Origin of the sequence: Agrobacterium sp. V1, assembly GCF_030518355.1 — a bacterium.
GTDB classification, from domain to species: domain Bacteria; phylum Pseudomonadota; class Alphaproteobacteria; order Rhizobiales; family Rhizobiaceae; genus Agrobacterium; species Agrobacterium cucumeris.
In genome coordinates this window covers 199,418-221,225 of record NZ_JAULSF010000002.1, presented here as the reverse complement: position 1 = coordinate 221,225, position 21,808 = coordinate 199,418, and the positions used below count along the sequence as shown (strand labels likewise).

Genomic DNA, 21,808 nt, shown 5'->3' with positions numbered 1-21,808 from the left:
TGGAGGCCAGCAGACGGGGAGGCTAGTCTTCTATTTTACGCGCTTCGGAAATCAGCATGATCGGCACGCCGTCGCGGATCGGGTAAGCGAGCCTTGCGCTTTCGGAGATGAGCTCGTTGTGGGTCCGGTCATAAGAAAGACGTCCCTTGGTCAAAGGGCAGACCAGCAGCTCGAGGAGCTTCGGATCGACATTGCTCATTCTGTCGTCCATGGAGCGATCCTATTGCAGCACGGTGCCGCCCTCGCCCGACCCCTGGGCAAGAACGATCTCGGTGATGGCAATCAATGTTTCGGCCCGTGTCTTCAGGTCGGGAGCTTCAAGCAGCGCCTGTTTTTCGGCAGGACCAAAGGGAGACATCATGGACAGGGAATTGACGAGGACACGATTGCCCGCCCTTTCCACGCTTTCCCAATCAGCCTCCAGCTGGTTTGCGTCCAGAAATGCGCGGAATACCCGGAGCAGATTTTCGCGATCCACCGCTTCCTCGTCATATTCGCCGGAAAGATCGGCAATGAAGGGTGCGTGACGGAAGCTGCGATAGGGCTTGCCCGCCTCCACCTCTTCCAGCAAGCGGAAACGGCAGACACCGGTGAGAGAGATGACGTAACGGCCATCCCCGGTTTCGGAAAAGGAGGTAATGCGGCCGAGACATCCGACCGCGCTCAAAGGCCCACCTTCAATCCCCGCCTCAATGACGTTCAGGGCCGGCTGCACCATGCCGATGACACGGTGGCCAGCCAGTGCCATGTCGATCATGGCGAGATATCTCGGCTCGAAAATATTGAGTGGAAGATGGCCTTCCGGTAGCAGCAGGGCACCCGGCAAGGGAAATACCGGCACGGTGTCCGGCAGATCGTCGTTCTTCACATATCTCGCATTTCCGACATGCATGGGATCAAGCCCCCTGTTCACCGCTGCCCGGCCGGCGGATAAACCGCCGCGGCCGGGATATACCCGCATTACGAAAACAATATTGCCGAAAGCTTCCGGCGGCCGGCGACGGTTGCCGGGTCCTTGAAGCCCCAGGCCTCGAAAAACTCCAGAAGCTGGCGGCGCGCACCGTCATCATCAAAGGTCCGGTCCTTGCGCATGACATAGAGCAGATGGTCTGCCGCTTCATCGCGCCGCCCTTGAGCGTTCAGCACCTTGGCGAGCTTCACCCGCGCCTCGTGATGATCGGGATTGAGCGCCAGATCGCTTTCCAGCGCCACCGGATCTCCGATCTTTCGGGCTTCCTCATATTGCGCGATCTTTTTCAGAACGAGCTGAATGCCCGCATCTTCGTTGAGCTCCGCAGGCAGGGAGGAGAGCAGTTCGCTAGCCCGCTCATACTGACCGGCAGCAATCATGCATTCGGCGATACCAGCAATCGCCGCGGGGTTTTCCGGATCGGCCTGCATGACGGCGCCGAACAGCTGTGCCGCGCCGTTAAAATCGCCATCCGTCAGAAGCTGTTTCGCCTCGGTCAGAGCCGCCTCGATTTCGGCTTTGGGATCACCCACATCCGGGCCGGCAATCTTGTCGATGAACTGCTTGATCTGGCTTTCCGGCACCGCGCCCATGAAGCCATCCACCGGCCGGCCATCGGCAAAAGCGACGATGGCGGGGATGGACTGGATGCCGAGCTGGCCCGGAATGGACGGGTGATCGTCAATGTTCAGCTTCACAAGCTTCACACGGCCATTCGCCTCGTTGATGACCTTTTCGAGCACCGGCGTCAGCTGCTTGCACGGGCCGCACCATGGCGCCCAGAAATCCACCAGAACCGGCTGGCGGCGCGATTCCTCAAGAACATCCTTGGAGAAAGCAGCCGTCGTTGTGTCCTTGATGTGGCCGGAGGCCGCACCATTCAGCTCGCCGTTGTGATGCGCGCTTGCAGACATCTGCCCGCCATAGGAACCGCCGTAAGGATTATTGGTGTCGCTCATGCCGGTCTCCCGCAATTTCTGTCGCATGTCTCAGTTGAAGCAAAGATCGTATCTCACTCGCTGACTTTCAAGACAAGCGGCGCATGTCCGGTCGCCTCAAGAAAGCGGATAAGATCCTTCGACGCGATCGTCGTCGTCTGGTCGTTGGAAAGCGGATGGCCATTGACCAGTTCGTTTTCCAGAAGATCACTGTCGAGCACGAAGGTGACCTGCCTGCCAGTGTCGTTGATCGCCCCGAACACCGTCACCGATCCCGGCACGACGCCCAGATATTCAAGCATTTTTTCCGGCCTGCCAAAGGACACGCGGCTTGCAGCACCTATCGTCTTGTGAACGCTTTTGAGATCGACGACGGCATTTTCTTCGACAGTCAGAACAAAATATTGATCTTTCTTGTCCTTCACGAAAAGGTTTTTCGTATGGCCGCCGGGAATGAGATCGCGCAGCGACTGGGATTCGGCAACGGTAAACACCGGTTCGTGCTGTTTCGTGGTATGAGAAATGCCGAGCCCATCCAGAAACTGGAAGAGCTCCGTTGCCGTCCTGGGAGAATTCTCCGCCATATTCCGCCGCCCGCCTCTGCCGATTCCAATATCATTGCATTCCTGATTAAGGGGGCAACCGGCGCTTGGCAACGCCGGAAAAAACGCAGAGATGAAAAACCGCCAATCATTTCCGTCGCTTGTCGCATTTTTCAAAGAAATTTTGGCGTTTTTGTCATTTCCCTGTTGCATTCCAAAAACGATTGAGCGATATAGCGCCCGTCGCCGCAACGTGGTGACCCACGGTTCAGCGACTACCCCGGACCGATGGATTTGAGCGGGTGTAGCTCAGGGGTAGAGCACAACCTTGCCAAGGTTGGGGTCGAGGGTTCAAATCCCTTCGCCCGCTCCAAATTTTCCCAGAGACGTAATCTCCCAACTGAATACCGAATTTCAGACCAGCCGGATTGTGCTGGGTTATGCGGTTGGGCGCTCAAGAGTTCGTCATCGTCTCTTTTCAGAACCGCAATGAAATTATCGGACGAATGGAACTTCCGCCGGAAATGGCCGTTTCAGATGCGAGGCTCCTAACCTCGGTTCCCCTCTGAATTGCCCGCCATGAGCGGGCATTTTTTTGGCATCTGTCGCCAAAAAATAAATCTTCCCGTCCGGAACATCGCCCGTATGGAGGGCGTTTCCCTGTGTTGATCAACACCGGGGGAAACACCCATGTCCGCAATTTCGAAAACTCTTTTGATTGCAGCACTCGCTGCCGTGACGATGCCGGCCGCCTCATTCGCGGCAGACATGGTCGTTTATGGTCAGCATCAGCCTTCACGGCACAGGGACCACTATCAGTCACACAGGGCTGAGAACACCTATTCGAATCGCACCGAAATGCGCTGCTCCGAGAACATCGTCTCTTATCAGGCGCCTTACCAGCGGCACACGGAGCTGGTCACACTGTGCCATCCGCCACTAAATTGGCGAACGGAGCCGTCCACGGCAACAATATGGTCGCCATGATCTTGCCATAATTCATTTGATGTGCTTTTGTGCAGCCGCCCTTGTGGGAGGGGGTAGAGGTCGAGACCCGCTGGCTGCATTTTGGCAGCAGGCGGGTTTCCCTTTTTTTGGCGACCGCTATGGGCCAATACGCTGCTGTAGGCACTTTCCGGCCTTGGGCAGACGGCAAAAAACAGGCGCACAAGGCGCTTATTTAATTTTGTACTTTGGATGAAAGTGGTAGCGGGAGAGGGACTTGAACCCCCGACACGCGGATTATGATTCCGCTGCTCTAACCACCTGAGCTACCCCGCCACAGGGGAAACGTGACAGTCATGTGACTGGCCGCTCCATCAGGATGAGCGGCTTATAAGGTGCCGCTCCCCAAAGTGTCAAGCGCAAGATGCGCAAAAAATTCGCTTTCCACCTCGCGGCAAAAAGCGAACTGTTTCAGGCCGCAACCGGCTTTTCCAGAAGTGCCTTCAGCGAAGCCTCGGCTTCCACCGAGCGTTCCGAACGTTCGATGAAACCGCCACCGTAAACGCGGGCATCCGCGCCCGGCGCTGAATAGAGCACGCAGGCCTGGCCCGGGGCGACGCCGGCTTCGCCGGTCATCAGATCCACATAGATGCCATTTTCGTCGGCATGCAGCACCGCTTCGGTTGGTGGGCGCGTGGAGCGCACTTTGGCGAAGCAAGCAAAACCCTGCCCGGCGTCGACAGCCAGTTCGCCGTCACCCAGCCAGTTCATGTCACGCAGATAGACGCGGCGGGTTTCCAGCGCCTCACGCGGGCCGACAATGACACGGCGGCCACGCGCATCGAGATGCACGACGTAGAGGGGCTCCCCGGTGGCAACACCGATGCCACGACGCTGGCCGATCGTATAATGCACGATGCCATCATGGCGGCCGAGCACACGGCCATCCAGATGCACGATATCGCCCGCCAGAGCCGCATTCGGCTTCAGCTTGTTGATGATATCGGTATATTTGCCCTGCGGCACGAAACAGATGTCCTGGCTGTCGGCCTTCTTGGCGACGACGAGCCCCATATCTTCCGCCAGCGCCCTCGTTTCGGCCTTGGAGAGGCCACCCAGCGGAAAGCGCAGATAGTCGATCTGCTCCTGTGTGGTGGCGAACAGGAACCAGCTCTGGTCGCGGTCGCTATCGATCGGGCGATAAAGCGCTCGGCGGCCCGGCTGGCCAGACACGGGATTGGGGCGTGAGCGGATATAATGGCCGGTTGCCAGCGCATCGGCGCCCAGTTCCTGCGCGGTGGCGAGCAGATCGGCAAATTTTACCGTCTGGTTGCAGGCAACGCAGGGGATCGGCGTTTCACCCATCGCATAGGCTTCGGCAAAAGGATTGATGACGGTTTCACGGAACCGCGCTTCGTAATCCAGCACATAATGCGGAATACCGAGCGTTTCGCAGACCCTGCGCGCATCATCAATATCCTGCCCCGCGCAACAGGAACCGGCGCGGTGCACGGCAGCACCATGGTCATAGAGCTGGAGCGTAATGCCAAGGACATCATAGCCCTCGCGCTTGAGGATACCGGCCACAACCGAAGAATCGACGCCACCGGACATGGCGACAACGATCCGGGTATCTTCCGGCCTCTTGTCAAAATCGAGCGTATTCACGTTTTTTCCCATCGTCAGTCATAACGGGGGTAAAGGCCCCGCCGCCTGTCGGTCATCCGCCGCGTGGGCATCAGCCGGAAAAACCGGACTGTCCTGCCCCGCCATCCTGCGGATTTAAGGGCTGCATATAGAAAGGAATGGCCGCGCACGCAAGTACGGGGCGGAAAACCGCCCCGTAAAGCCCTCAGACACCGGAAATAGTGGTGGTGTTAAGCGCCAGCCGTTTTCTGGCCGCTGCTGCCGATCCACTTGTCGCGCTCCCGCCACAGAGCCGGCAACGCCAGCAGTCCGATGGCCGTGAAGGCAATCAGCGTCTTGCTGACCTGCGACAGTTCCGCCGTGCGGCCATCAAGATAATAGACGCCGTAGACGATCGCCACGTGCCAGACATAGACCTGCAGCGAATGGCGGCCGAGCAATTGCAGGAACTTCAGCGACAGCACCCAGATCACGCCTTCGGCAATGGAACGCACGAGCGGGTTGTGATGCTTCGGACCGGCAATCACCAGCCAGGTCAGGCCGACGCCGACGGCGAGGAAGTTGATGAGATAGACGGGGCCGAAATCGGCGCGGATTTCCATGGTGGAGAACTTGCCCATCATGAATTCCGGCATCAGGCCCCATGCCGTGGCGATGCGCAGCGGCAGGAAGAACAGGCAGATCAGCAGCGCGGCCTTTGGCAGCCACGTATGCTGCGGCGAGAAGATCGCCTTCCACGGAATACGGTTCTGCGCCGTCATCGCGCCCATCACCAGTGCCGAATAGAACACCAGCTGCCAGCCCAGCAGGTTGAAGCTGACGCGGATGCCCTGCTCATCCGCACCCTTGACGAGTTCGTTGAGCGGCGTCGTGACGATCTGCTGCAGGCCAAGCTGGCCAGCCATCCAGACCAGCAGGGAGCCGGCCATGACATAAGCCCACTTGCCATCAAGGCAGAGCTTAACAAGGATCGGCGCAAACAGCATGTAGACGATGTACTGCGGCAAGATATCCATGAAGGTCGGCTGGAAGAGGAATGTCGCAATGGCAGCGAGACGCAGCGGATCGTCGAAGGTCGTCATGCCGAGCCAGTTGTACCAGATGTAAGGCGCATGCGGGATGACCATGCGGAAGAACAGCACGGCAATGACAAGGCCCATCGCGTAGCGATAAAGCTCCATCGCCCGGTTCCAGATCATCTGCTTGCCGGCGTCATAACCATATTTCATCATCTTGCGGGCATAGACCATGCCGATCAGGAGACCAGACAGGAACACGAAGCCCTGCGCGTCCTCGACAAAGGCAAACTGCCGGTGATTGATTTCCACCAGCCAGAAGCCGCCGGCAAACACCAGATGGTTGATCAGCATGAAAACGAGGAAGTAACCACGCATCCCGTCGATCAGGTCAAAGCGTTTCATCTCGATAGCTCTCCGTTCTCTCACAGGGCCTGCGTTGCCCGGCCACCCACCCCGGCGTGCGGGAGGCGGGCCGGGGATTGGATTGTCAACGCTGTTTTGCGGCTGAGGTTCCCTTTCCAAAGCGGTTTAGAACCGGCGCGAAAAGTCACATTGACGTGTATGCCCCGTGGTAGGACGCGCGGACTGAATGCCGGATGAATGAAAAAAGGCGATTCCGTGGAAGCACCGAGCCATGCGCAGACAAGATGCCTTGGCAGTGAGCACGCAAACCCTTGCATGGCAGGGCGAGAGGCGAAGTCTGGATTTGAGAGTGCGGCAGATATCACCCGTTAGATTTATCAGCCGTTTTTTTCGTGCCCCTGCCCTGCCCCCATCTGCGCCCGGGCCCCACCCGAATCAACGCCGAAATCGGCGATATCGCTGATCCTGACAAACGAAAGCCCGGAGGTTGGTAACCTCCGGGCTGTTCAGTCTAGAAATGAAACTCGCTATCGCCTCAGGCCGCGGCCTGAATGGCGGCGACCTGCCAGTTGTCGTTGCCGCCACGGCGCACGAAGGTCCACATTTCCACCGCTTCGGAAGGCTTGTGCTCATCACCCTCGATAACCTTGCCCGAGGTGCGATCGCGCATGATGTCGATGGCGGAGTAGCGCATGGCCACCGTCGCATAGTCCTGGCCCTCTTCGTGCCAGGCTTCGGCAACATCGCCCTGCAGCAGCGTCACGTCACGGACGTCGTTTTTCACACCGCTCGTGGCATTGTCGCTCAGTTCTTCGGCGAGATAGGACATGGCTTCCGGGGTCGTCAGCTTGCGCAACGTGCCGTAATCCTCTGCAGCATAGGCGGACTGGACGTCTTCCAGCATTTTCTGGAAGGTTTCGAGGTCGCCCTGGGTGATGCCGATCTCGTCACCTTCGGAAACGGCGTTCTCGTGCGCCACCGGCTTGGCCGCTGCCGTAGTGGCCGCTGCCGCACCACCCGCAGCGCCGGCGAGAGCGCCGATCTTCGGGATTTTGAACGAAGATGCGGAAGGACCTGCCTGCGAGCCACCATTAAAGGACGAACCGGAATGATCCGTGCGCTGCGAGCCGCCGGCTGCACCATAAGCGGGCTGGCCCTGACGACGCGATGCGAAGAAACGCATGGCGAGCATCACCAGACCACCGATAAGCAGTACCTGCATCAGCATGCCGAAGAAACCGGCCATGCCGCCAAAACCGCCGCCCATCAGCATGCCGAACAGGCCGCCCATCAACAGGCCGCCCATAAGACCACCCATCATGCCGCCAAACAGGCCACGGCTCTGCTGCGGGGCCGCCTGCGCACCGGGGCGCGCCGGCTGGGCAGCATTGGGCGCCGCCTGGTTGGTATTGGGGGTCATGCTGCGATTAATCGGCGCGGTCTGGCCCGGCGCAGTGGTGGTCGCAGGTGGTGCGGAGTATGTCCGCGTACCACGGCTGCCGAAACCACCGCCGGCACGGCGTGCCTCGGCCATATCAACCGCCACGAAAGACACCGCGATACCAAGTGCGGCGACTGCGAACAAACCCTTGAAGCGCCGAAAGGCAGCAAACATCACTATCTCCTGTTGGCCGCCCTCCCATGAGCAGCATCTCAGCAGGCGATATAGCAACTCATGATCATCATTTTTAGAGCACTTGGCTTAAATTTTTTGTGATATGCAACCAATGCGATAGTCGCCCGTATTTTGCGACGAAACAGACACTGGAAAAACGAAAAACCCGGCACAGGGTCTCCCCTGAACCGGGCCTTATTGTCCCCTTGGGAGGAACGATAAGATCAGTCGACGTTGAAAGTCAGCGGCTTGACCTGGCGGATCGCCGGATTGGCGCGCAGCTTGTCCAGCACCGTTTCGGAAACCGGACCATCGACATAAAGCAGCGCGATGGCGTCACCGGCTTCCTTTTCACGGCCGAGCTGGAAGTTGGCGATGTTGACGCCAGCCTCGCCGAGCGTGGTGCCCATGAAGCCGATCATGCCGGGAACGTCGGTGTTGGTGATGTAGATCATGTGCGATCCGACATCGGCATCCATGTTGATGTTCTTGATCTGGATGAAGCGCGGCTTGCCATCCGAAAACACCGTGCCGGCAACCGAGCGGATCTGGTTTTCCGTCTTGACCGTCAGCTTGATATAACCGTCGTAAACGCCGGTCTTGTCGCGCTTGACTTCGGAAAGGATGATGCCCTTTTCCTTGATCATGACAGGGGCGGAAACCATGTTCACATCCGCCACCTGGCTGCGGATCAGGCCGGCCAGCAATGCACTGGTCAATGCCTTGGTGTTCATGTTGGCGGTTGCGCCATCATAGAGGATTTCGATTTCCTTGGTGGCGCTTTCCTGCACCTGACCGACAAAGGAGCCGAGAACATCCGCCAGACGGATGAAGGGCTTCAGGCGCGGCGCCTCATCAGCCGTGATCGACGGCATGTTGATGGCGTTGGAAACGGCACCCTTTACGAGATAATCCGACATCTGCTCGGCAACCTGCAGGGCGACATTTTCCTGTGCTTCCGTGGTCGAAGCGCCGAGATGCGGCGTGCAGACGACGTTTGGCAGGCCGAAAAGCGGGCTTTCAGTGGCTGGTTCGACTTCGAACACGTCGAAACCGGCACCGGCGACATGGCCGGACTTGATGGCTTCGGCAAGCGCTGCCTCATCAACCAGACCGCCACGGGCGCAGTTGACGATACGAACGCCCTTCTTGGTCTTGGCAAGGTTTTCAGCGTTGAGGATGCCGCGTGTCTTGTCGGTCATCGGCACATGCAGGGTGATGAAGTCGGCCTGCGCCAGCAGCTCGTCCAGCTCGACCTTGGTGACGCCCATTTCCTGCGCGCGCTCCGGCGAGAGGAAGGGGTCGTAGGCCAGAACATGCATCTTCAAGCCCAGGGCCCGTGAGCAGACGATGCCACCGATATTGCCGGCACCGATAACACCGAGCGTCTTGCCGGTGATTTCGACACCCATGAATTTCGATTTTTCCCACTTGCCGGCCTGCGTGGAGCTATCGGCTGCCGGAAGCTGGCGCGCGACTGCGAACATCAGCGCAATCGCATGTTCGGCAGTGGTGATGGAGTTGCCGAACGGCGTGTTCATGACGATGATACCGCGGCGCGAGGCTGCCGGAATATCAACATTGTCGACGCCGATGCCGGCGCGGCCGATGACCTTGAGGTTGGTCGCAGCCTCGATCAGCTTTTCGGTCGCCTTGGTGGCGGAACGGATGGCGAGACCATCGTAATTGCCGATGATTTCGGCAAGCTTGTCCTTGTCCTTGCCGAGCTTCGGCTGGAAATCGACTTCGACGCCACGATCACGGAAAATCTGGACGGCGGTTTCCGACAGTTCGTCGGATACGAGTACGCGAGGTGCCATGGTTTACGGGCTCCTTGGAGGAAACGATTGAGATGTGCGAATGGAGAATGCGCGGCCCTGCATCTGCGCAGGGCCGGTATCAAAAATCAGGCGGCAGCCTTGGAAAGTGCTGCCTTCTGCGTCTGGTAGGCCCAGGCGAGCCAGGGCATGACGGCTTCCATATCCGCCGTCTCGATGGTGGCGCCGGCCCAGATGCGCAGACCGGACGGTGCGTCACGGTAAGCGCCGATATCGAGCGCGACATTTTCCTTCTCGAGCAGGGCGACGATGCCCTTGGCGAAATCCGCCTGTGCGGCCGTATCCAGCGCCTGTACTTCGGGATCGACGATCTTCAGGCAGACGGAGGTGTTGGAGCGGGTTTCCGGCTTGACGGCCAGGTTGGCGATCCAGTTATTCTTCTCGATGAAGTCGTAGATGACCTTGGCATTGGCATCGGCACGGCCGATCAGCGCCTTCAGGCCACCGAGGTTCTTCGCCCACAGCAACGCATCAATATAGTCTTCAACGCAGAGCATGGACGGCGTGTTGATGGTTTCGCCGGTGAAGATGCCTTCGATCAGCTTGCCGCCGGAGACCATGCGGAAGATTTTCGGCAGTGGCCATGCCGGCGAATAGCTCAGCAGGCGCTCAACAGCACGGGGCGAAAGGATGATGACGCCGTGGCCGCCTTCACCGCCCAGAACCTTCTGCCAGGAGAAGGTGACGACGTCGAGTTTCGTAAAGTCCATGTCCTGTGCGAAGGCCGCCGAGGTGGCGTCGCAAATCGTCAGGCCCTTGCGGTCAGCAGGAATGAAATCGGCATTGGGAACGCGGACGCCCGATGTCGTGCCGTTCCAAGTGAAAACCACGTCACGGTCGAAATCGACTTCGGTAAGGTTCGGCAGCAGGCCATAATCGGCCTCGAACTTGCGTACATCCTTAAGCTTCAGCTGCTTGACGACGTCGGTGACCCAGCCTGCGCCGAAGCTTTCCCAGGCGAGCATATCGACGCCACGTTCGCCGAGCAGCGACCAGAGCGCCATTTCAACAGCGCCGGTGTCGGATGCAGGAACGATGCCGATGCGATAGTCGGCGGGAACGTTTAGAATTTCACGGGTGAGATCGATGGCCTGCTTCAGCTTGGCTTTGCCAACCTTGGCGCGATGCGAGCGACCGAGCGGTGCATCGGAGAGAGCATCTAGCGACCAACCGGGACGCTTCGAGCAGGGACCAGAAGAGAAATGCGTATTGCCCGGACGGAGGTCCGGCTTCACTATATCTGTCATTTGACTACCCTTTCAGATAGGCGCCTCTCGTTAGGGAGAGGTGTCCTGCCGTCGTTGCTATTCCTGTCATCGACCTCAGTCAAGCGGAATATGTCGCTACGCATGGAAATTTTAGTCCATATGCGCCACGCAGCGCGTCAGATGCCGCCAAAAACAAAACCGCCCGCACCCGAAGGATGCGGACGGTTTGAAACTAGCAGTCTGGCGTGACGTTTATTTATAAACGGCAGGCTGCAGCGGAATATCGGCAGGCGGCATGTATTGTGCCGTATCGCAACCGTTGAAGACATAACGGCCGCCAACACGCACTTCATGCGAATAGAGACCCTTGTCACGGCCCGGACCGCCGCCGTTTTCATAACCGAACATGTCGCCCTTGTTGATATGGCGGAAACGGTAACCAATATCGGCCTTCAGGTTACAGGTGACGTCGATCGACGCACCTGCCATCAGAGCGTAAGCGAAGCGCCACTTGCCCTTGCCGCCGTGCTCGGTGGTTGGGTCGCAGCCGAGGCCATTAACGCTGCACGATGTGTTGCGCAGCTTGTCCCACTTGACGTAAGAGCCACCGATACCACCACCGACATAAGGGGTGACACGGCCATAAGTGCCGAGATCGACATAGGCATTGGCCATCAGCGTATAGGCTCTCAGCGAGCTCAGATCAGCCGAAACACAGCGACCGGAAACGGAGCCGCAGAAACCACTTGTGGAGCCGCGGAAATCCGATTTGCCCATATAGTCGAAGGTTACGTCGCTGCGGAAATAGTTGTTGAACTGGTAACCGACACCGGCGCCAACGACATAGCTGTCCTTGATATCAGCCGTATCAAAATCCTGCAGATAACCGCCGGGGCCGCCCTGATAATAATGGGCGCCGCGCAGTTTGTTGAAAGAATAACCGACGTCGCCGCGCAGATACCAGCCGCTAGACTGGGTGATCTGAACTTCAGGCGCTTCGACATAGGCGGGGGCTGGTTCGGCTTGGTAAAGGTCCGCGCCGACGGCGCTTGTGCCGGTCAGCAGAACGGCCAGAAATCCGGCCAGGGCGTTTTTCATGACTTCCACTCCAGAAGAGGCACGTGCGTTGCGGCAGCTGCCAGTGAACTGTTCAGTTCTGGAGAGTGGCGTAAAATGGTTAAGTCCCGATTAACCACGATCATTCACTATATTTATTAGCAAATACTCAAAAAAAAGCCGGCTGGGAGGCCGGCTTTTGTCTTTCGTTACTGTCGCGATAACTCACGCGGCCGAGCGGGCGCTGGAGATGACGCCGACCAGATCGTTGACGATCTTTTCCACCTTCGCACTGTCGTCACCCTCCGCCATGACGCGGATCAGCGGCTCGGTGCCGGAAGGACGGATGACGAGGCGGCCATTATTGGCCAGCGCACTTTCCGCATCGGCGATCGCCTGCAGCACGACTGGATTTTCCAGCGGCTTGCCGCCAGAAATGCGCACATTTTTCAAAAGCTGCGGCACCGGCTCGAACTTGCGGCATACTTCACTGACCGTGCGGCCGGAGCGCTTGACCTTGGCGAGAACCTGCAATGCCGCGACAAGACCATCACCGGTCGTGCCGTAATCCGACAATACGATATGGCCGGACTGCTCACCACCAACGTTGAAATTGTGGTTGCGCATATGCTCGACCACATAACGGTCGCCGACCTTGGTGCGGGCAAGGGTGAGGCCCTTGTCGCCGAGGAACCGTTCCAGGCCAAGGTTGGACATGACGGTTGCGACAATGCCGCCGCCGCGCAGCGTGTTATCGTCGGCCCAGCTATCGGCGATGACGGCCATCAGCTGGTCGCCGTCAACGATCTCACCGCGTTCATCGACGATGATGACACGGTCCGCATCGCCATCGAGCGCGATGCCGATATCGGCCCGCACCTCATGCACCTTCTTCTGCAGGGCTTCCGGATGCGTGGAGCCGCATTCGAGGTTGATATTGATGCCATTCGGCTCGTTGCCGATGGTGACCACTTCAGCGCCGAGTTCCCAGAGGGCGGCGGGAGCCACCTTGTAAGCTGCGCCATTGGCGCAGTCGATGGCGATCCGCAGGCCACTCAGCGTCACATCGCGCGGTAGGGTGCGTTTGACGAATTCGATATAGCGGTAAATATCGCCATCCACGCGCTTGGCGCGGCCGATTTCGCTCGGCTTCGCCAGCTGTGCGTAGATATCCTTGTCGAGAAGATCTTCAATCTCCAGCTCCAGCTCGTCGGAAAGCTTGTATCCGTCAGGTCCGAAAAGCTTGATGCCATTGTCAGAGAAGGGATTATGCGATGCCGAGATCATTACCCCGATATCAGCGCGCAGCGACCGGGTGAGCATGGCGACGGCAGGCGTCGGAATAGGTCCGAGCAGGAAGACATCAAGACCGGCTGCGGTGAAACCGGCAACCAGTGCGTTTTCCAGCATGTAACCGGAAAGGCGGGTATCCTTGCCGATGACGACGCGATGGCGATGATGGCCACGCCGGAAGATCGTGCCGACCGCAATGCCCACACGCATCGCCAGATCCGGCGTCATGGGGAAGACGTTCGATTGTCCGCGGATACCATCGGTTCCGAAATAACGGCGTGCCATTTGAACTCCAAATCTTTCGAGCACTCCGGCAAAGGTGAAAACAGCCGGAAGCGTTTTTGGCTAGATGCCACAAACCACGATAAACAGCACGTAAATTACCGCGAAAATGGCTTATATCTTGTTACCAAACTGAAAAGGCCACCCGGATAAACGGATGGCCTTTTACAATAGCTTGGCTGATACAGGCGATCAGTGCGGCTGCGGCTCCATGCCGCCTTCAGCCTCGCCGTCGCCCTTGGCTTCGCCGTCACCCTTCACTTCACTGGGGCCGTCCTTCTTGGCGCCGGCTTTCGGCACTGCCGAGCCACGGCTGCCCGGAGAATCGTCGCCCAGATCGCGCGCGGGCTTCTCGCCCCTCAGCAATGCCTTGATCTCGTCACCCGTCAGGGTCTCATATTCGAGAAGACCCTCGGCAATCGCGACAAAGCCATCGTGGTTGTCGGTCAGGATACGCCGTGCCTCGGTGTAGGCCTCGTCGATCAGGCGGCGAACTTCAGTGTCGATCGTCTGTGCCGTTGCCTCGGAGACGTTCTTCGACTGCGAGACGGAATGGCCAAGGAACACTTCCTGCTGGTTTTCACCATAAGCCACCTGGCCGAGAGCATCGGAGAAGCCCCATTGCGTCACCATGGCGCGGGCAAGCTTGGTGGCCTGCTCGATATCCGAAGAAGCGCCTGACGTGATGTTCTCCTTGCCGAAGGTCAGCTCCTCGGCAACGCGGCCACCCATCATGATGACGAGGCGCGACACCATCCACTTGTAACTCATGGAATAGCGGTCGCCTTCCGGCAGCTGCATCACCATGCCGAGCGCCCGGCCGCGCGGAATGATCGTCGCCTTGTGCAACGGATCGGCCACGGCAACCTTCAGCGCGGTGATCGCGTGACCGGCCTCATGATAGGCGGTCAGCTTCTTTTCGGCCTCGGTCATGGCGGAGGAGCGGCGTTCCGCACCCATCATGATCTTGTCCTTGGCGTCCTCGAATTCCTGCATGGTGACCACGCGCTTGTTGCGGCGGGCGGCCATGAGGGCGGCTTCGTTGACGAGGTTCATCAGATCTGCGCCGGAAAAGCCGGGTGTGCCACGGGCCAGAACCTTGAGATCAACATTCGGCGCCAGAGGCACGTTGCGGATATGCACCTTGAGGATGCGCTCGCGGCCAACAATATCCGGGTTCGGCACAACGACCTGACGGTCGAAACGGCCGGGACGCAGAAGTGCGGGGTCAAGAACGTCGGGACGGTTGGTGGCGGCGATGAGAATGATGCCCTCATTCGCCTCGAAACCGTCCATCTCGACCAGCAGCTGGTTCAGCGTCTGTTCGCGTTCGTCGTTACCGCCGCCGAGACCGGCGCCACGATGGCGACCGACGGCGTCGATTTCGTCGATGAAGATGATGCAGGGTGCGTTCTTCTTGGCCTGCTCAAACATGTCACGCACGCGGCTTGCGCCGACGCCGACGAACATTTCCACGAAGTCCGAACCGGAAATCGTGAAGAACGGCACATTGGCTTCGCCAGCGACAGAACGCGCCAGAAGCGTCTTACCGGTGCCCGGAGGGCCGACCAGCAGCACACCGCGCGGGATTTTACCGCCGAGGCGCTGAAACTTCTGCGGATCACGCAGAAACTCAACGATTTCCTCAAGGTCCTGCTTGGCCTCGTCCACGCCGGCAACATCGTCAAACGTCACGCGGCCATGAGCTTCCGTCAGCAACTTCGCCTTGGACTTGCCAAAGCCCATCGCGCCGCGCGAGCCACCCTGCATCTGCCGCATGAAAAACAGCCAGACGCCGAGAATGAGGAACATCGGCAGAAGCGTGCCGAGATAGCTCAGAAAACCGGAAGAGCCGTCGCTTTCGGGACGCGCCACGATGGTGACGTTCTTGCTCTGCAAGCGCTCCATCAGGCTGTCATCGATGACGGGGGAATAGGTCTGAAAGGCCGTGCCATTTTCGGTATAGGTTCCGAGAACCCGGTTACCGGTGACGGTCACGTCGCGAACTCGCCCGGAATCCACGTCGCGAAGAAACTGGGAATACGGAATTTCCCGCGAACCCGTTTGCGTCGGCGACGTCTGGAACATGCTGAACAACGCGATCAGCAAGAGGGCGATCACGGCCCACAAGGCGAAATTTCTGAAATTTGGGTTCATCGAACTCCCCGAACTCACACGGACATATCTGCTGCCCGCTATTATGTGCCCCTAACATAAGGACGACATCTGCCGTTGCCAAGGCGAACGGCGTTATCTGATGCGTTTTGGTGTAAAAAGTATTCCAAGGCAATTCACGAAAAAGAGGCCCGATTTAAACCGGGGGCTGTGGATATGCCGGGCGACCGAATAAAATTGCGATTGCATTCGCCAACTCAAGGTCGAAACGCGGCAGGAAAAGATCAAATGGTGCAAGCCGTGTCGTAATCTCGACGCCTCCCGCAATGGAGGCCGATCCGGCTGCGGCGATTTGCGGCAGGCCCGCCATCGCCGATTTTGCCACCCCGGGCGGCACCGACGGAAAAAGCCTGGCCGCTTCCAGAGCATCACCCACCCTGCCTGCCGCAACGCGGATCGGAAATGTGGACCCGTTCCTCACTGAAAAACGATCGTCCCACAGTCCCTCTTCGGAAGCCTCGAGACGAAGCTCCGGCAGGTTTCGCTGCTCACGGAAAATATAAAGCCCATTTCGTCGACGATCGAGCAGGACGCGACCGACCGTCATCCGACCGTTTTCACCGGTTTTGAGAAATTGCAGAACCCGCGCCATGCTGCTCGCAGCCGGGAAATAGGCCCTTCCGCCAAGCGCGGCGATGAGCGCCGCCAGCCCGTGCCGGAATTCGGGGTGATCGACCACCTTGCTGTCCACCGGCAATCTGGCGATTGCGGCCTGAAATATCTGCGCGTGCCTACGCAGGAAATCGGCGCTTTTTTCAGAAAGCGCCTGCCTTTTGGCGGCGGCCTCCGCATCAGGCTGCACCGGAAAATCGGGAAGCGTCTGCCGCACGCGCACGCGCTCATATTTTGTGTTCTCGTTGCTCGGATCATCAAACCAGCCACGCGAGCGGGATGACACGTAGTCGCGGATTGCCTGCCTCTCACATTTCAGGAACGGCCGCATGATCCAATAGCGCCCATCGTATAACACCGCGTCCGCCATGCCGGAGAGGCCGAGATTGTCAGCCCCCGCGCTGCGGGCGGCACGCATCGCCACGGTTTCCCGTTGGTCGCCGATCGTATGCCCGGTCACGACAAGATCAGCGCCGACCTCCTGGGCAACCCCGGCGATCAGGCGGTAGCGGGCAAGACGGGATGCTTCGGAGATGCCGGCCGCCGGCTTGACGCCGCCCCATTGGCGCGTGGCATGAAAGATATTCAGTTCAGCACAAAGCGCGGCAACCTTGCGGGCCTCATCGGCGGATTCCGCTCTCAGCGCATGGTCGACCGTAATGGCGGAAATCCGCAATCCGTCGCGATCCGCCTCCGTCATTACCTGATGTAATGCCAGCAACAGGCCGGTGGAATCACTGCCGCCGGAGATTGCGACGAGGATATGGGCGGGTTTGCGGAGGCTTTCGATGAAAGACCTCGCCGCCGCAAGCGGCGCAGCTGTGTTGTCGCTTAGAATGCGGGCATCAACCGGCATGGAAAGACCGCCACCATGGCAGGAAAAAGATCAGCAGCTCAGCCGCTTCTGTTCGCTTGCAACCTTGTTCAGTACGGTCTTCGACGCACTGGGGTAACGCTTCGGCACCTCGCGTAGCGTAGCGCAGGCGGTTTCGGTATTGTCGAGAGCTGCAAGCGACATGCCAAGCTTCATCAACATTTCCGGAGCCTTGGGAGATTTGCCATAGGCCTGATGACCATTGAGGAAGGTTTTTGCCGCCTCGTTGAACTTGCCCTGCGAATATTGCGCCTCGCCCAGCCAGAAGCTTGCATCCGCTGCCTTGGTGCCTTTGGGATAGCCCTGCAGGTACTGCTGGAACCCCTGCTCCGCCAGCCTGTAATCGCCAGAAAGAACATGGCCGTAAGCGGCCTGATAAATATCGCTTTCGCTGGTCAGCGCCGCCGTGTTGACGGGATCGGTCGTCTTGCGCGGCGTATTGCCGGTGGTCACACCGGGAAGACTGCCGGAAGAATTGTTGGCGCCCTGATTGAGCGTCCCACCGATCGGCATTCCCTTGGAATCAAGCTCGATCGAGCCGAGCGTCGTCTCTCCCGGTGCACCTGTCGGTGCATTGGGTGGAGCAGACGACGAAACGGAAGCGCCACCCTCGGGTGGCGTTTCGATGATCGTTGCAACGTCGTCGGTCGGCGGCGTGCCCGGGCTGACCGGACTGGCTTCCGCCTTCTTTTTCGGCGCCGTAGGACTTGCGCCCTTGCCGCCGGCATTACCACTTTCCAGTTCCTGGAAGCGGAATTCATTGTCTTCCTGCGCCTTGCGGATCGTTTCCTGCATCTGCAGAAGCTGGAAGCTCATTTCCTCGATACGGCCGTTGAGCTGCCGGATCTGCTCTTCAAGCTGCTGAACCCGATAGGCTTCGTTGGCCTGAACCCGGATGACCGGGGCCTGCTGAGAGTTGATCGTGCCGAAGCTACCCCCCGCACCGAACAGCGGACCCGAAACGGCGATGCCGCTCAGGCCGGTGCAGGCTGCAAGCCCCAGCATTCCCGCCACGACAAGTTTCTTCATCTCATTCGTCCTGCCTTAACTGATTTGCACCGGAATGGCGCAAGCCGGATTTTTTCCATATCAACCAAAAAAGCAACTTAACTTCGGCCAAACTATGAAAAAAACGAAAGGCGGCCCGAAGACCGCCTTCCATTCAAGATCACAATAACGTCAGGCAATCACATGCCCGCGCCACCAAGAACTGTCACGGCGCGGCGGTTCTGCGACCAGCACGAGATGTCGTCACAAACGGCGACCGGACGTTCCTTGCCGTAGGAGATCGTCTTCATGCGGTTTGCCGGAACGCCCTGGGAGGCCAGGAAGTCACGGGTCGAAGCCGCACGACGGGCGCCGAGCGCCAGGTTGTATTCACGCGTACCGCGTTCGTCGGCATGGCCTTCGACGGTGATGGCGTAGTTCGGGTAACGGGCAAGCCACTGGGCCTGGCGCTGCAGGGTCTGCTGCGCATCGGCGCGGATCGAGGTCGAGTCCGTATCGAAGAAGATGCGGTCGCCGACATTGACCGTGAAGTCCTGCTGGGAGCCCGGCGTTGCGGAACCTGCGCCACCAAGACCGAGTTCACCGGCATTGTTCGGCATGTTCTTCTTCGCGCAGCCTGCAAGGGCAAGTGCGAGCGTCATGGCGATAACAGCCGGGTTACGGGCCAGTTTCTGCATCGGGCTGAGTGCCGAAATGTGTGTACGGCTCATCGCCGGTCTCTCCTTGGAAATTTCAATAACGTTGCCAGACACTAACTGATCGCGGTTAATAGCCGGCAAACGCTTATGGTTAACAGAAAGGAAATGTCCCACTTTTTTGCTCCCTCACAACACTTTGCGGCAAGAAAGAGGCATTTTCCCGTGTGGCATGCGTAAAACATGACGGCGCCGGAGTTACCGGCGCCGTCATGGCAGTTAATATCAGTCCAGAAGCGGCGACCATGCCGGGTCCGAAGCAAAGGTTGGCGTCTTGATGAGCTGTTCATTGTAGCCCGTCAGGTCGATCGAGTAGAGCTGCGGGCCGCCGGCACCGGCGTTCTGGCGGAAGAACATCAGCACGCGGCCATTCGGTGCCCAGGTGGGACCTTCATTGTGGAAGCCGCTGGTCAGAATGCGCTCACCCGAACCGTCGGTCTTCATCACGCCGATCGAGAACTTGCCGCCCGACTGCTTGGTGAAGGCGATCAGATCGCCGCGCGGCGACCAAACCGGGGTGGAATAAGAGCCGTCGCCGAAAGAAAGACGCTGCTGGCCGGAACCATCGGCATTCATCACGTAAATCTGCTGGCGGCCGCCACGGTCGCTTTCAAAGGCGACGCGCTGGCCATCCGGCGAAAATGACGGCGCCGTATCGATCGCCGACGTGTTCGTCAGGCGGGTCGTGGTGCGCGAACGCAGATCCATGGTGTAGATATTAGCGTTGCCATCCTGCTGAAGGCTCATGATGACCTTCTGTCCGTCAGGCGAGAAGCGCGGCGAGAACGTCATGCCGGGGAAATTGCCGACCACTTCGCGCTGTCCGGTTTCCAGCTGCAGCAGGTAAACGCGCGGCTGCTGGCCTTCGAAGGACATGTAGGTCACTTCCTGACGGTTCGGCGAGAAACGCGGCGTCAGAACGATGTCGTTCGAATTGGTAAGGTTGCGGACGTTGAAACCATCCTGGTCCATGATCGACAACTGGCGCTTGCGAGCTGTCTTCGGGCCGCTTTCAGAGACAAAGACAACGCGGGTGTCGAAATAACCCTTTTCGCCGGTGATGCGCTCATAGATCGCATCCGCGATGATGTGGGCGACGCGACGCCAGTTTTCCGGCTGGGTGAAGAATTGCTGGCCGGTCATCTGCTGGCCTGCAAAAGTATCCCACAGGCGGAACTCGGCGCGCAGGCGACCATCGCTTTCGCGCGTCACACGGCCAGTCACGAGCGCCTGTGCGTTGATGACCTTCCAGTCTTCGAAACGGGGCTGCTGATCCGGACTGGTAATCTTTTCGATGAAGGCGCTCTTGTTGACCGGCGCGAAAAGGCCGGAACGCTGCAGATCGGCGGCGATGACCGCCGAGACCTGTGCGCCGATACCGTCGCTCGACATGAAGTCGGTGATGGCGATGGGCAGCGGCTCGACGTTACCCTTGTTGATGTTGATTTCCACCCGCGCAAAAGCCGGTGCGGAGAAAACCGACATGAGGGCCGCGACAGCGAGCACCAGCCGGATCGGCGAAAATATCTTCATGTTGCCAGGCCTTTCAGCATTCATAGCAATTCACTGGGATCGAAGTTCACAACGACTTCGTTCCATGCGTCATATTTGTCGGCAGGAAGGTTCGTGAACGGAGCAGAACGCATGATGGCGCGATAGGCTCCGCCGGAAAGAGCACGGCGCGTTCCTTCGGAACCGCCCGTCGCCTCGATCTCGGGCCGACCGATGATGGTTCCATCACGGTCGAGCTTCATGGTGACCCGAACGCGAACGTCCGAGGCATCCGCCATGCCGGGAATGATCTGCCAGTTCTTCTGGATCGCGCCACGCAGCGCATCCATTTCCGTCTGGCTGAGCGTAGAGCCGCCCGTTGTTTTCTTGCCGCCAAGCGAAGCGGTTTGTGTCGATCGCTTCGCCCCGCCACCGGAGGGCGCCTGCTTGTTCAAAAGCGCGGCGATATCGTCGGCGTTGAAATCGCTTTCCTTGGACGAAGCGGATTTCGCCGTCTCCTGCTTCTTCTCGCCCGGCTTCTTGTCAGAAGGTTTGTCGGTGGATTTTGCCTGATCGGGCTTGGTCTCGGCCGGCTTTTCAGCAGGCTTCTGCTCTGCAGGCTTGGTTTCTGCCTGCTTCGGCTCTTCCGGCTTCGGCGGTTCGGGGCGGGAGTTCGGGCGCGGCACGTTCTGCGGCACGGGGATTTCGGCCGGCTCCTGCGTGGCCGGCGGCGGTTCTTCCGCCTTGGTTTCCTGCGGCGGCGGTTCCGTCTTCGGCTGCGGCGCTATTTCCGGTTTGGTCTGCGGCAAGGCGGCCATTTCCTGCGGCTTGGGAGCCGAGGTTTCTTCCTTGACGATTTCCTTTACTTCATTCGCCTTGGTATCGACGACCGGCTGCGGCTTTTCCTGCTTTGGCGGGGCAGCGGCGCTGATATTGTCATTGGGTTTTGTCGTCGGCGTCGGCGGCGCCTCTATATCGGCGGTGTTATTACCGATATTCTGGGCGTTTTCGATGATGTCAGGGCGTGTGGTTGGAACAGGAGCCGATTTTTCGGCCTTCGGAGCGTTCTTGTCGCCCTGCTGGATCTGGGTCAATTCCTCGATAGGCACCAGTTCCACCGGCAAGGCCTCGGCCTGCGACACGTCGAGCGGTTCCGGCGAGCCCAGGGAAACCAGGGCGAAAGCCAGAAGCGACGCATGCACGATCGCGGATGTGGTTATGCTGCCCTTCATCGTTT

At 59.1% G+C, this 21,808-nt stretch carries 17 protein-coding genes and 2 tRNA genes; 1 reads left to right on the top strand and 18 read right to left on the bottom strand.

What is annotated here, in order from left to right:
- Positions 1-22: 22 nt before the first annotated feature.
- The 4 genes from QSV77_RS15185 to QSV77_RS15170 all read right to left on the bottom strand — a co-directional run bounded on the left by QSV77_RS15185 (position 23) and on the right by QSV77_RS15170 (position 2,492).
- Positions 23-211 carry a Trm112 family protein gene (locus QSV77_RS15185; RefSeq protein WP_006310303.1) on the bottom strand — a complete coding sequence of 63 codons (189 nt, stop codon included), beginning with the start codon at positions 209-211 and terminating at the stop codon, positions 23-25.
- Positions 212-220: 9 nt separating this feature from the next.
- Positions 221-892, bottom strand: coding sequence for an LON peptidase substrate-binding domain-containing protein (locus QSV77_RS15180; RefSeq protein ID WP_302734108.1), 672 nt, complete (start codon positions 890-892; stop codon positions 221-223).
- Between the two features lie 68 nt (positions 893-960).
- On the bottom strand, positions 961-1,929 hold the full coding sequence (gene trxA / locus QSV77_RS15175) for a thioredoxin (protein WP_302734107.1): 969 nt from the start codon (positions 1,927-1,929) through the stop codon (positions 961-963).
- Between the two features lie 53 nt (positions 1,930-1,982).
- A complete protein-coding gene (locus tag QSV77_RS15170) occupies positions 1,983-2,492 on the bottom strand; it encodes a prolyl-tRNA synthetase associated domain-containing protein (RefSeq protein ID WP_225338763.1) in 510 nt (169 codons plus the stop codon).
- 256 nt (positions 2,493-2,748) lie between these two features.
- Here QSV77_RS15170 and QSV77_RS15165 point away from each other — a divergent pair.
- A tRNA-Gly gene (locus QSV77_RS15165) sits at positions 2,749-2,823 on the top strand.
- A gap of 831 nt (positions 2,824-3,654) precedes the next feature.
- Here QSV77_RS15165 and QSV77_RS15160 read toward each other — a convergent pair.
- The 14 genes from QSV77_RS15160 to QSV77_RS15095 all read right to left on the bottom strand — a co-directional run bounded on the left by QSV77_RS15160 (position 3,655) and on the right by QSV77_RS15095 (position 21,803).
- Positions 3,655-3,731 (bottom strand) — tRNA-Met (locus tag QSV77_RS15160).
- 135 nt (positions 3,732-3,866) lie between these two features.
- Positions 3,867-5,063 (bottom strand): tRNA 2-thiouridine(34) synthase MnmA, encoded by a 1,197-nt coding sequence (gene mnmA, locus QSV77_RS15155; RefSeq protein ID WP_142841524.1) that lies wholly within the window; start codon positions 5,061-5,063, stop codon positions 3,867-3,869.
- Positions 5,064-5,272: 209 nt separating this feature from the next.
- Positions 5,273-6,463: an OpgC family protein gene (locus tag QSV77_RS15150; RefSeq protein WP_142841525.1), complete on the bottom strand. Its 1,191-nt coding sequence runs from the start codon at positions 6,461-6,463 to the stop codon at positions 5,273-5,275.
- Positions 6,464-6,959: 496 nt separating this feature from the next.
- Positions 6,960-8,039, bottom strand: coding sequence for a Tim44 domain-containing protein (locus QSV77_RS15145; RefSeq protein WP_302734105.1), 1,080 nt, complete (start codon positions 8,037-8,039; stop codon positions 6,960-6,962).
- Positions 8,040-8,263: 224 nt separating this feature from the next.
- Positions 8,264-9,859, bottom strand: a complete 1,596-nt coding sequence (gene serA, locus QSV77_RS15140) for a phosphoglycerate dehydrogenase (RefSeq protein ID WP_271361795.1) — start codon at positions 9,857-9,859, stop codon at positions 8,264-8,266.
- A gap of 86 nt (positions 9,860-9,945) precedes the next feature.
- On the bottom strand, positions 9,946-11,124 hold the full coding sequence (locus QSV77_RS15135) for a phosphoserine transaminase (protein ID WP_302734104.1): 1,179 nt from the start codon (positions 11,122-11,124) through the stop codon (positions 9,946-9,948).
- Positions 11,125-11,337: 213 nt separating this feature from the next.
- On the bottom strand, positions 11,338-12,183 hold the full coding sequence (locus QSV77_RS15130; protein WP_302734103.1) for an outer membrane protein: 846 nt from the start codon (positions 12,181-12,183) through the stop codon (positions 11,338-11,340).
- 183 nt (positions 12,184-12,366) lie between these two features.
- Positions 12,367-13,719, bottom strand: a complete 1,353-nt coding sequence (glmM, locus tag QSV77_RS15125) for a phosphoglucosamine mutase (RefSeq protein ID WP_046799890.1) — start codon at positions 13,717-13,719, stop codon at positions 12,367-12,369.
- 189 nt (positions 13,720-13,908) lie between these two features.
- The gene (gene ftsH / locus QSV77_RS15120; RefSeq protein ID WP_046799891.1) at positions 13,909-15,873 is read right to left on the bottom strand and encodes an ATP-dependent zinc metalloprotease FtsH; all 1,965 of its coding nucleotides are present in this window, start codon (positions 15,871-15,873) and stop codon (positions 13,909-13,911) included.
- 154 nt (positions 15,874-16,027) lie between these two features.
- Positions 16,028-17,359 (bottom strand): tRNA lysidine(34) synthetase TilS, encoded by a 1,332-nt coding sequence (tilS, locus tag QSV77_RS15115; RefSeq protein WP_302734101.1) that lies wholly within the window; start codon positions 17,357-17,359, stop codon positions 16,028-16,030.
- Between the two features lie 30 nt (positions 17,360-17,389).
- Positions 17,390-18,406: a tol-pal system protein YbgF gene (ybgF, locus tag QSV77_RS15110; protein WP_302734100.1), complete on the bottom strand. Its 1,017-nt coding sequence runs from the start codon at positions 18,404-18,406 to the stop codon at positions 17,390-17,392.
- Between the two features lie 158 nt (positions 18,407-18,564).
- On the bottom strand, positions 18,565-19,095 hold the full coding sequence (gene pal / locus QSV77_RS15105; RefSeq protein ID WP_046799894.1) for a peptidoglycan-associated lipoprotein Pal: 531 nt from the start codon (positions 19,093-19,095) through the stop codon (positions 18,565-18,567).
- A 210-nt stretch (positions 19,096-19,305) separates the two neighbouring features.
- A complete protein-coding gene (gene tolB / locus QSV77_RS15100) occupies positions 19,306-20,613 on the bottom strand; it encodes a Tol-Pal system beta propeller repeat protein TolB (RefSeq protein ID WP_052819686.1) in 1,308 nt (435 codons plus the stop codon).
- A 20-nt stretch (positions 20,614-20,633) separates the two neighbouring features.
- Positions 20,634-21,803 carry a hypothetical protein gene (locus QSV77_RS15095; protein ID WP_269699027.1) on the bottom strand — a complete coding sequence of 390 codons (1,170 nt, stop codon included), beginning with the start codon at positions 21,801-21,803 and terminating at the stop codon, positions 20,634-20,636.
- Positions 21,804-21,808: the final 5 nt, after the last annotated feature.

Coding starts and splice junctions, on each gene's coding strand:
- QSV77_RS15170 (WP_225338763.1), bottom strand. CDS start 2,492: ATGGCGGAGAATTCTCCCAGGACGGCAACGGAGCTCTTCCAGTTTCTG.
- ybgF (WP_302734100.1), bottom strand. CDS start 18,406: ATGAAGAAACTTGTCGTGGCGGGAATGCTGGGGCTTGCAGCCTGCACC.
- glmM (WP_046799890.1), bottom strand. CDS start 13,719: ATGGCACGCCGTTATTTCGGAACCGATGGTATCCGCGGACAATCGAAC.
- pal (WP_046799894.1), bottom strand. CDS start 19,095: ATGAGCCGTACACACATTTCGGCACTCAGCCCGATGCAGAAACTGGCC.
- QSV77_RS15180 (WP_302734108.1), bottom strand. CDS start 892: ATGCATGTCGGAAATGCGAGATATGTGAAGAACGACGATCTGCCGGAC.
- tolB (WP_052819686.1), bottom strand. CDS start 20,613: ATGAAGATATTTTCGCCGATCCGGCTGGTGCTCGCTGTCGCGGCCCTC.
- trxA (WP_302734107.1), bottom strand. CDS start 1,929: ATGAGCGACACCAATAATCCTTACGGCGGTTCCTATGGCGGGCAGATG.
- QSV77_RS15095 (WP_269699027.1), bottom strand. CDS start 21,803: ATGAAGGGCAGCATAACCACATCCGCGATCGTGCATGCGTCGCTTCTG.
- QSV77_RS15145 (WP_302734105.1), bottom strand. CDS start 8,039: ATGTTTGCTGCCTTTCGGCGCTTCAAGGGTTTGTTCGCAGTCGCCGCA.
- tilS (WP_302734101.1), bottom strand. CDS start 17,359: ATGCCGGTTGATGCCCGCATTCTAAGCGACAACACAGCTGCGCCGCTT.
- QSV77_RS15130 (WP_302734103.1), bottom strand. CDS start 12,183: ATGAAAAACGCCCTGGCCGGATTTCTGGCCGTTCTGCTGACCGGCACA.
- serA (WP_271361795.1), bottom strand. CDS start 9,859: ATGGCACCTCGCGTACTCGTATCCGACGAACTGTCGGAAACCGCCGTC.
- QSV77_RS15185 (WP_006310303.1), bottom strand. CDS start 211: ATGGACGACAGAATGAGCAATGTCGATCCGAAGCTCCTCGAGCTGCTG.
- QSV77_RS15150 (WP_142841525.1), bottom strand. CDS start 6,463: ATGAAACGCTTTGACCTGATCGACGGGATGCGTGGTTACTTCCTCGTT.
- QSV77_RS15135 (WP_302734104.1), bottom strand. CDS start 11,124: ATGACAGATATAGTGAAGCCGGACCTCCGTCCGGGCAATACGCATTTC.
- ftsH (WP_046799891.1), bottom strand. CDS start 15,873: ATGAACCCAAATTTCAGAAATTTCGCCTTGTGGGCCGTGATCGCCCTC.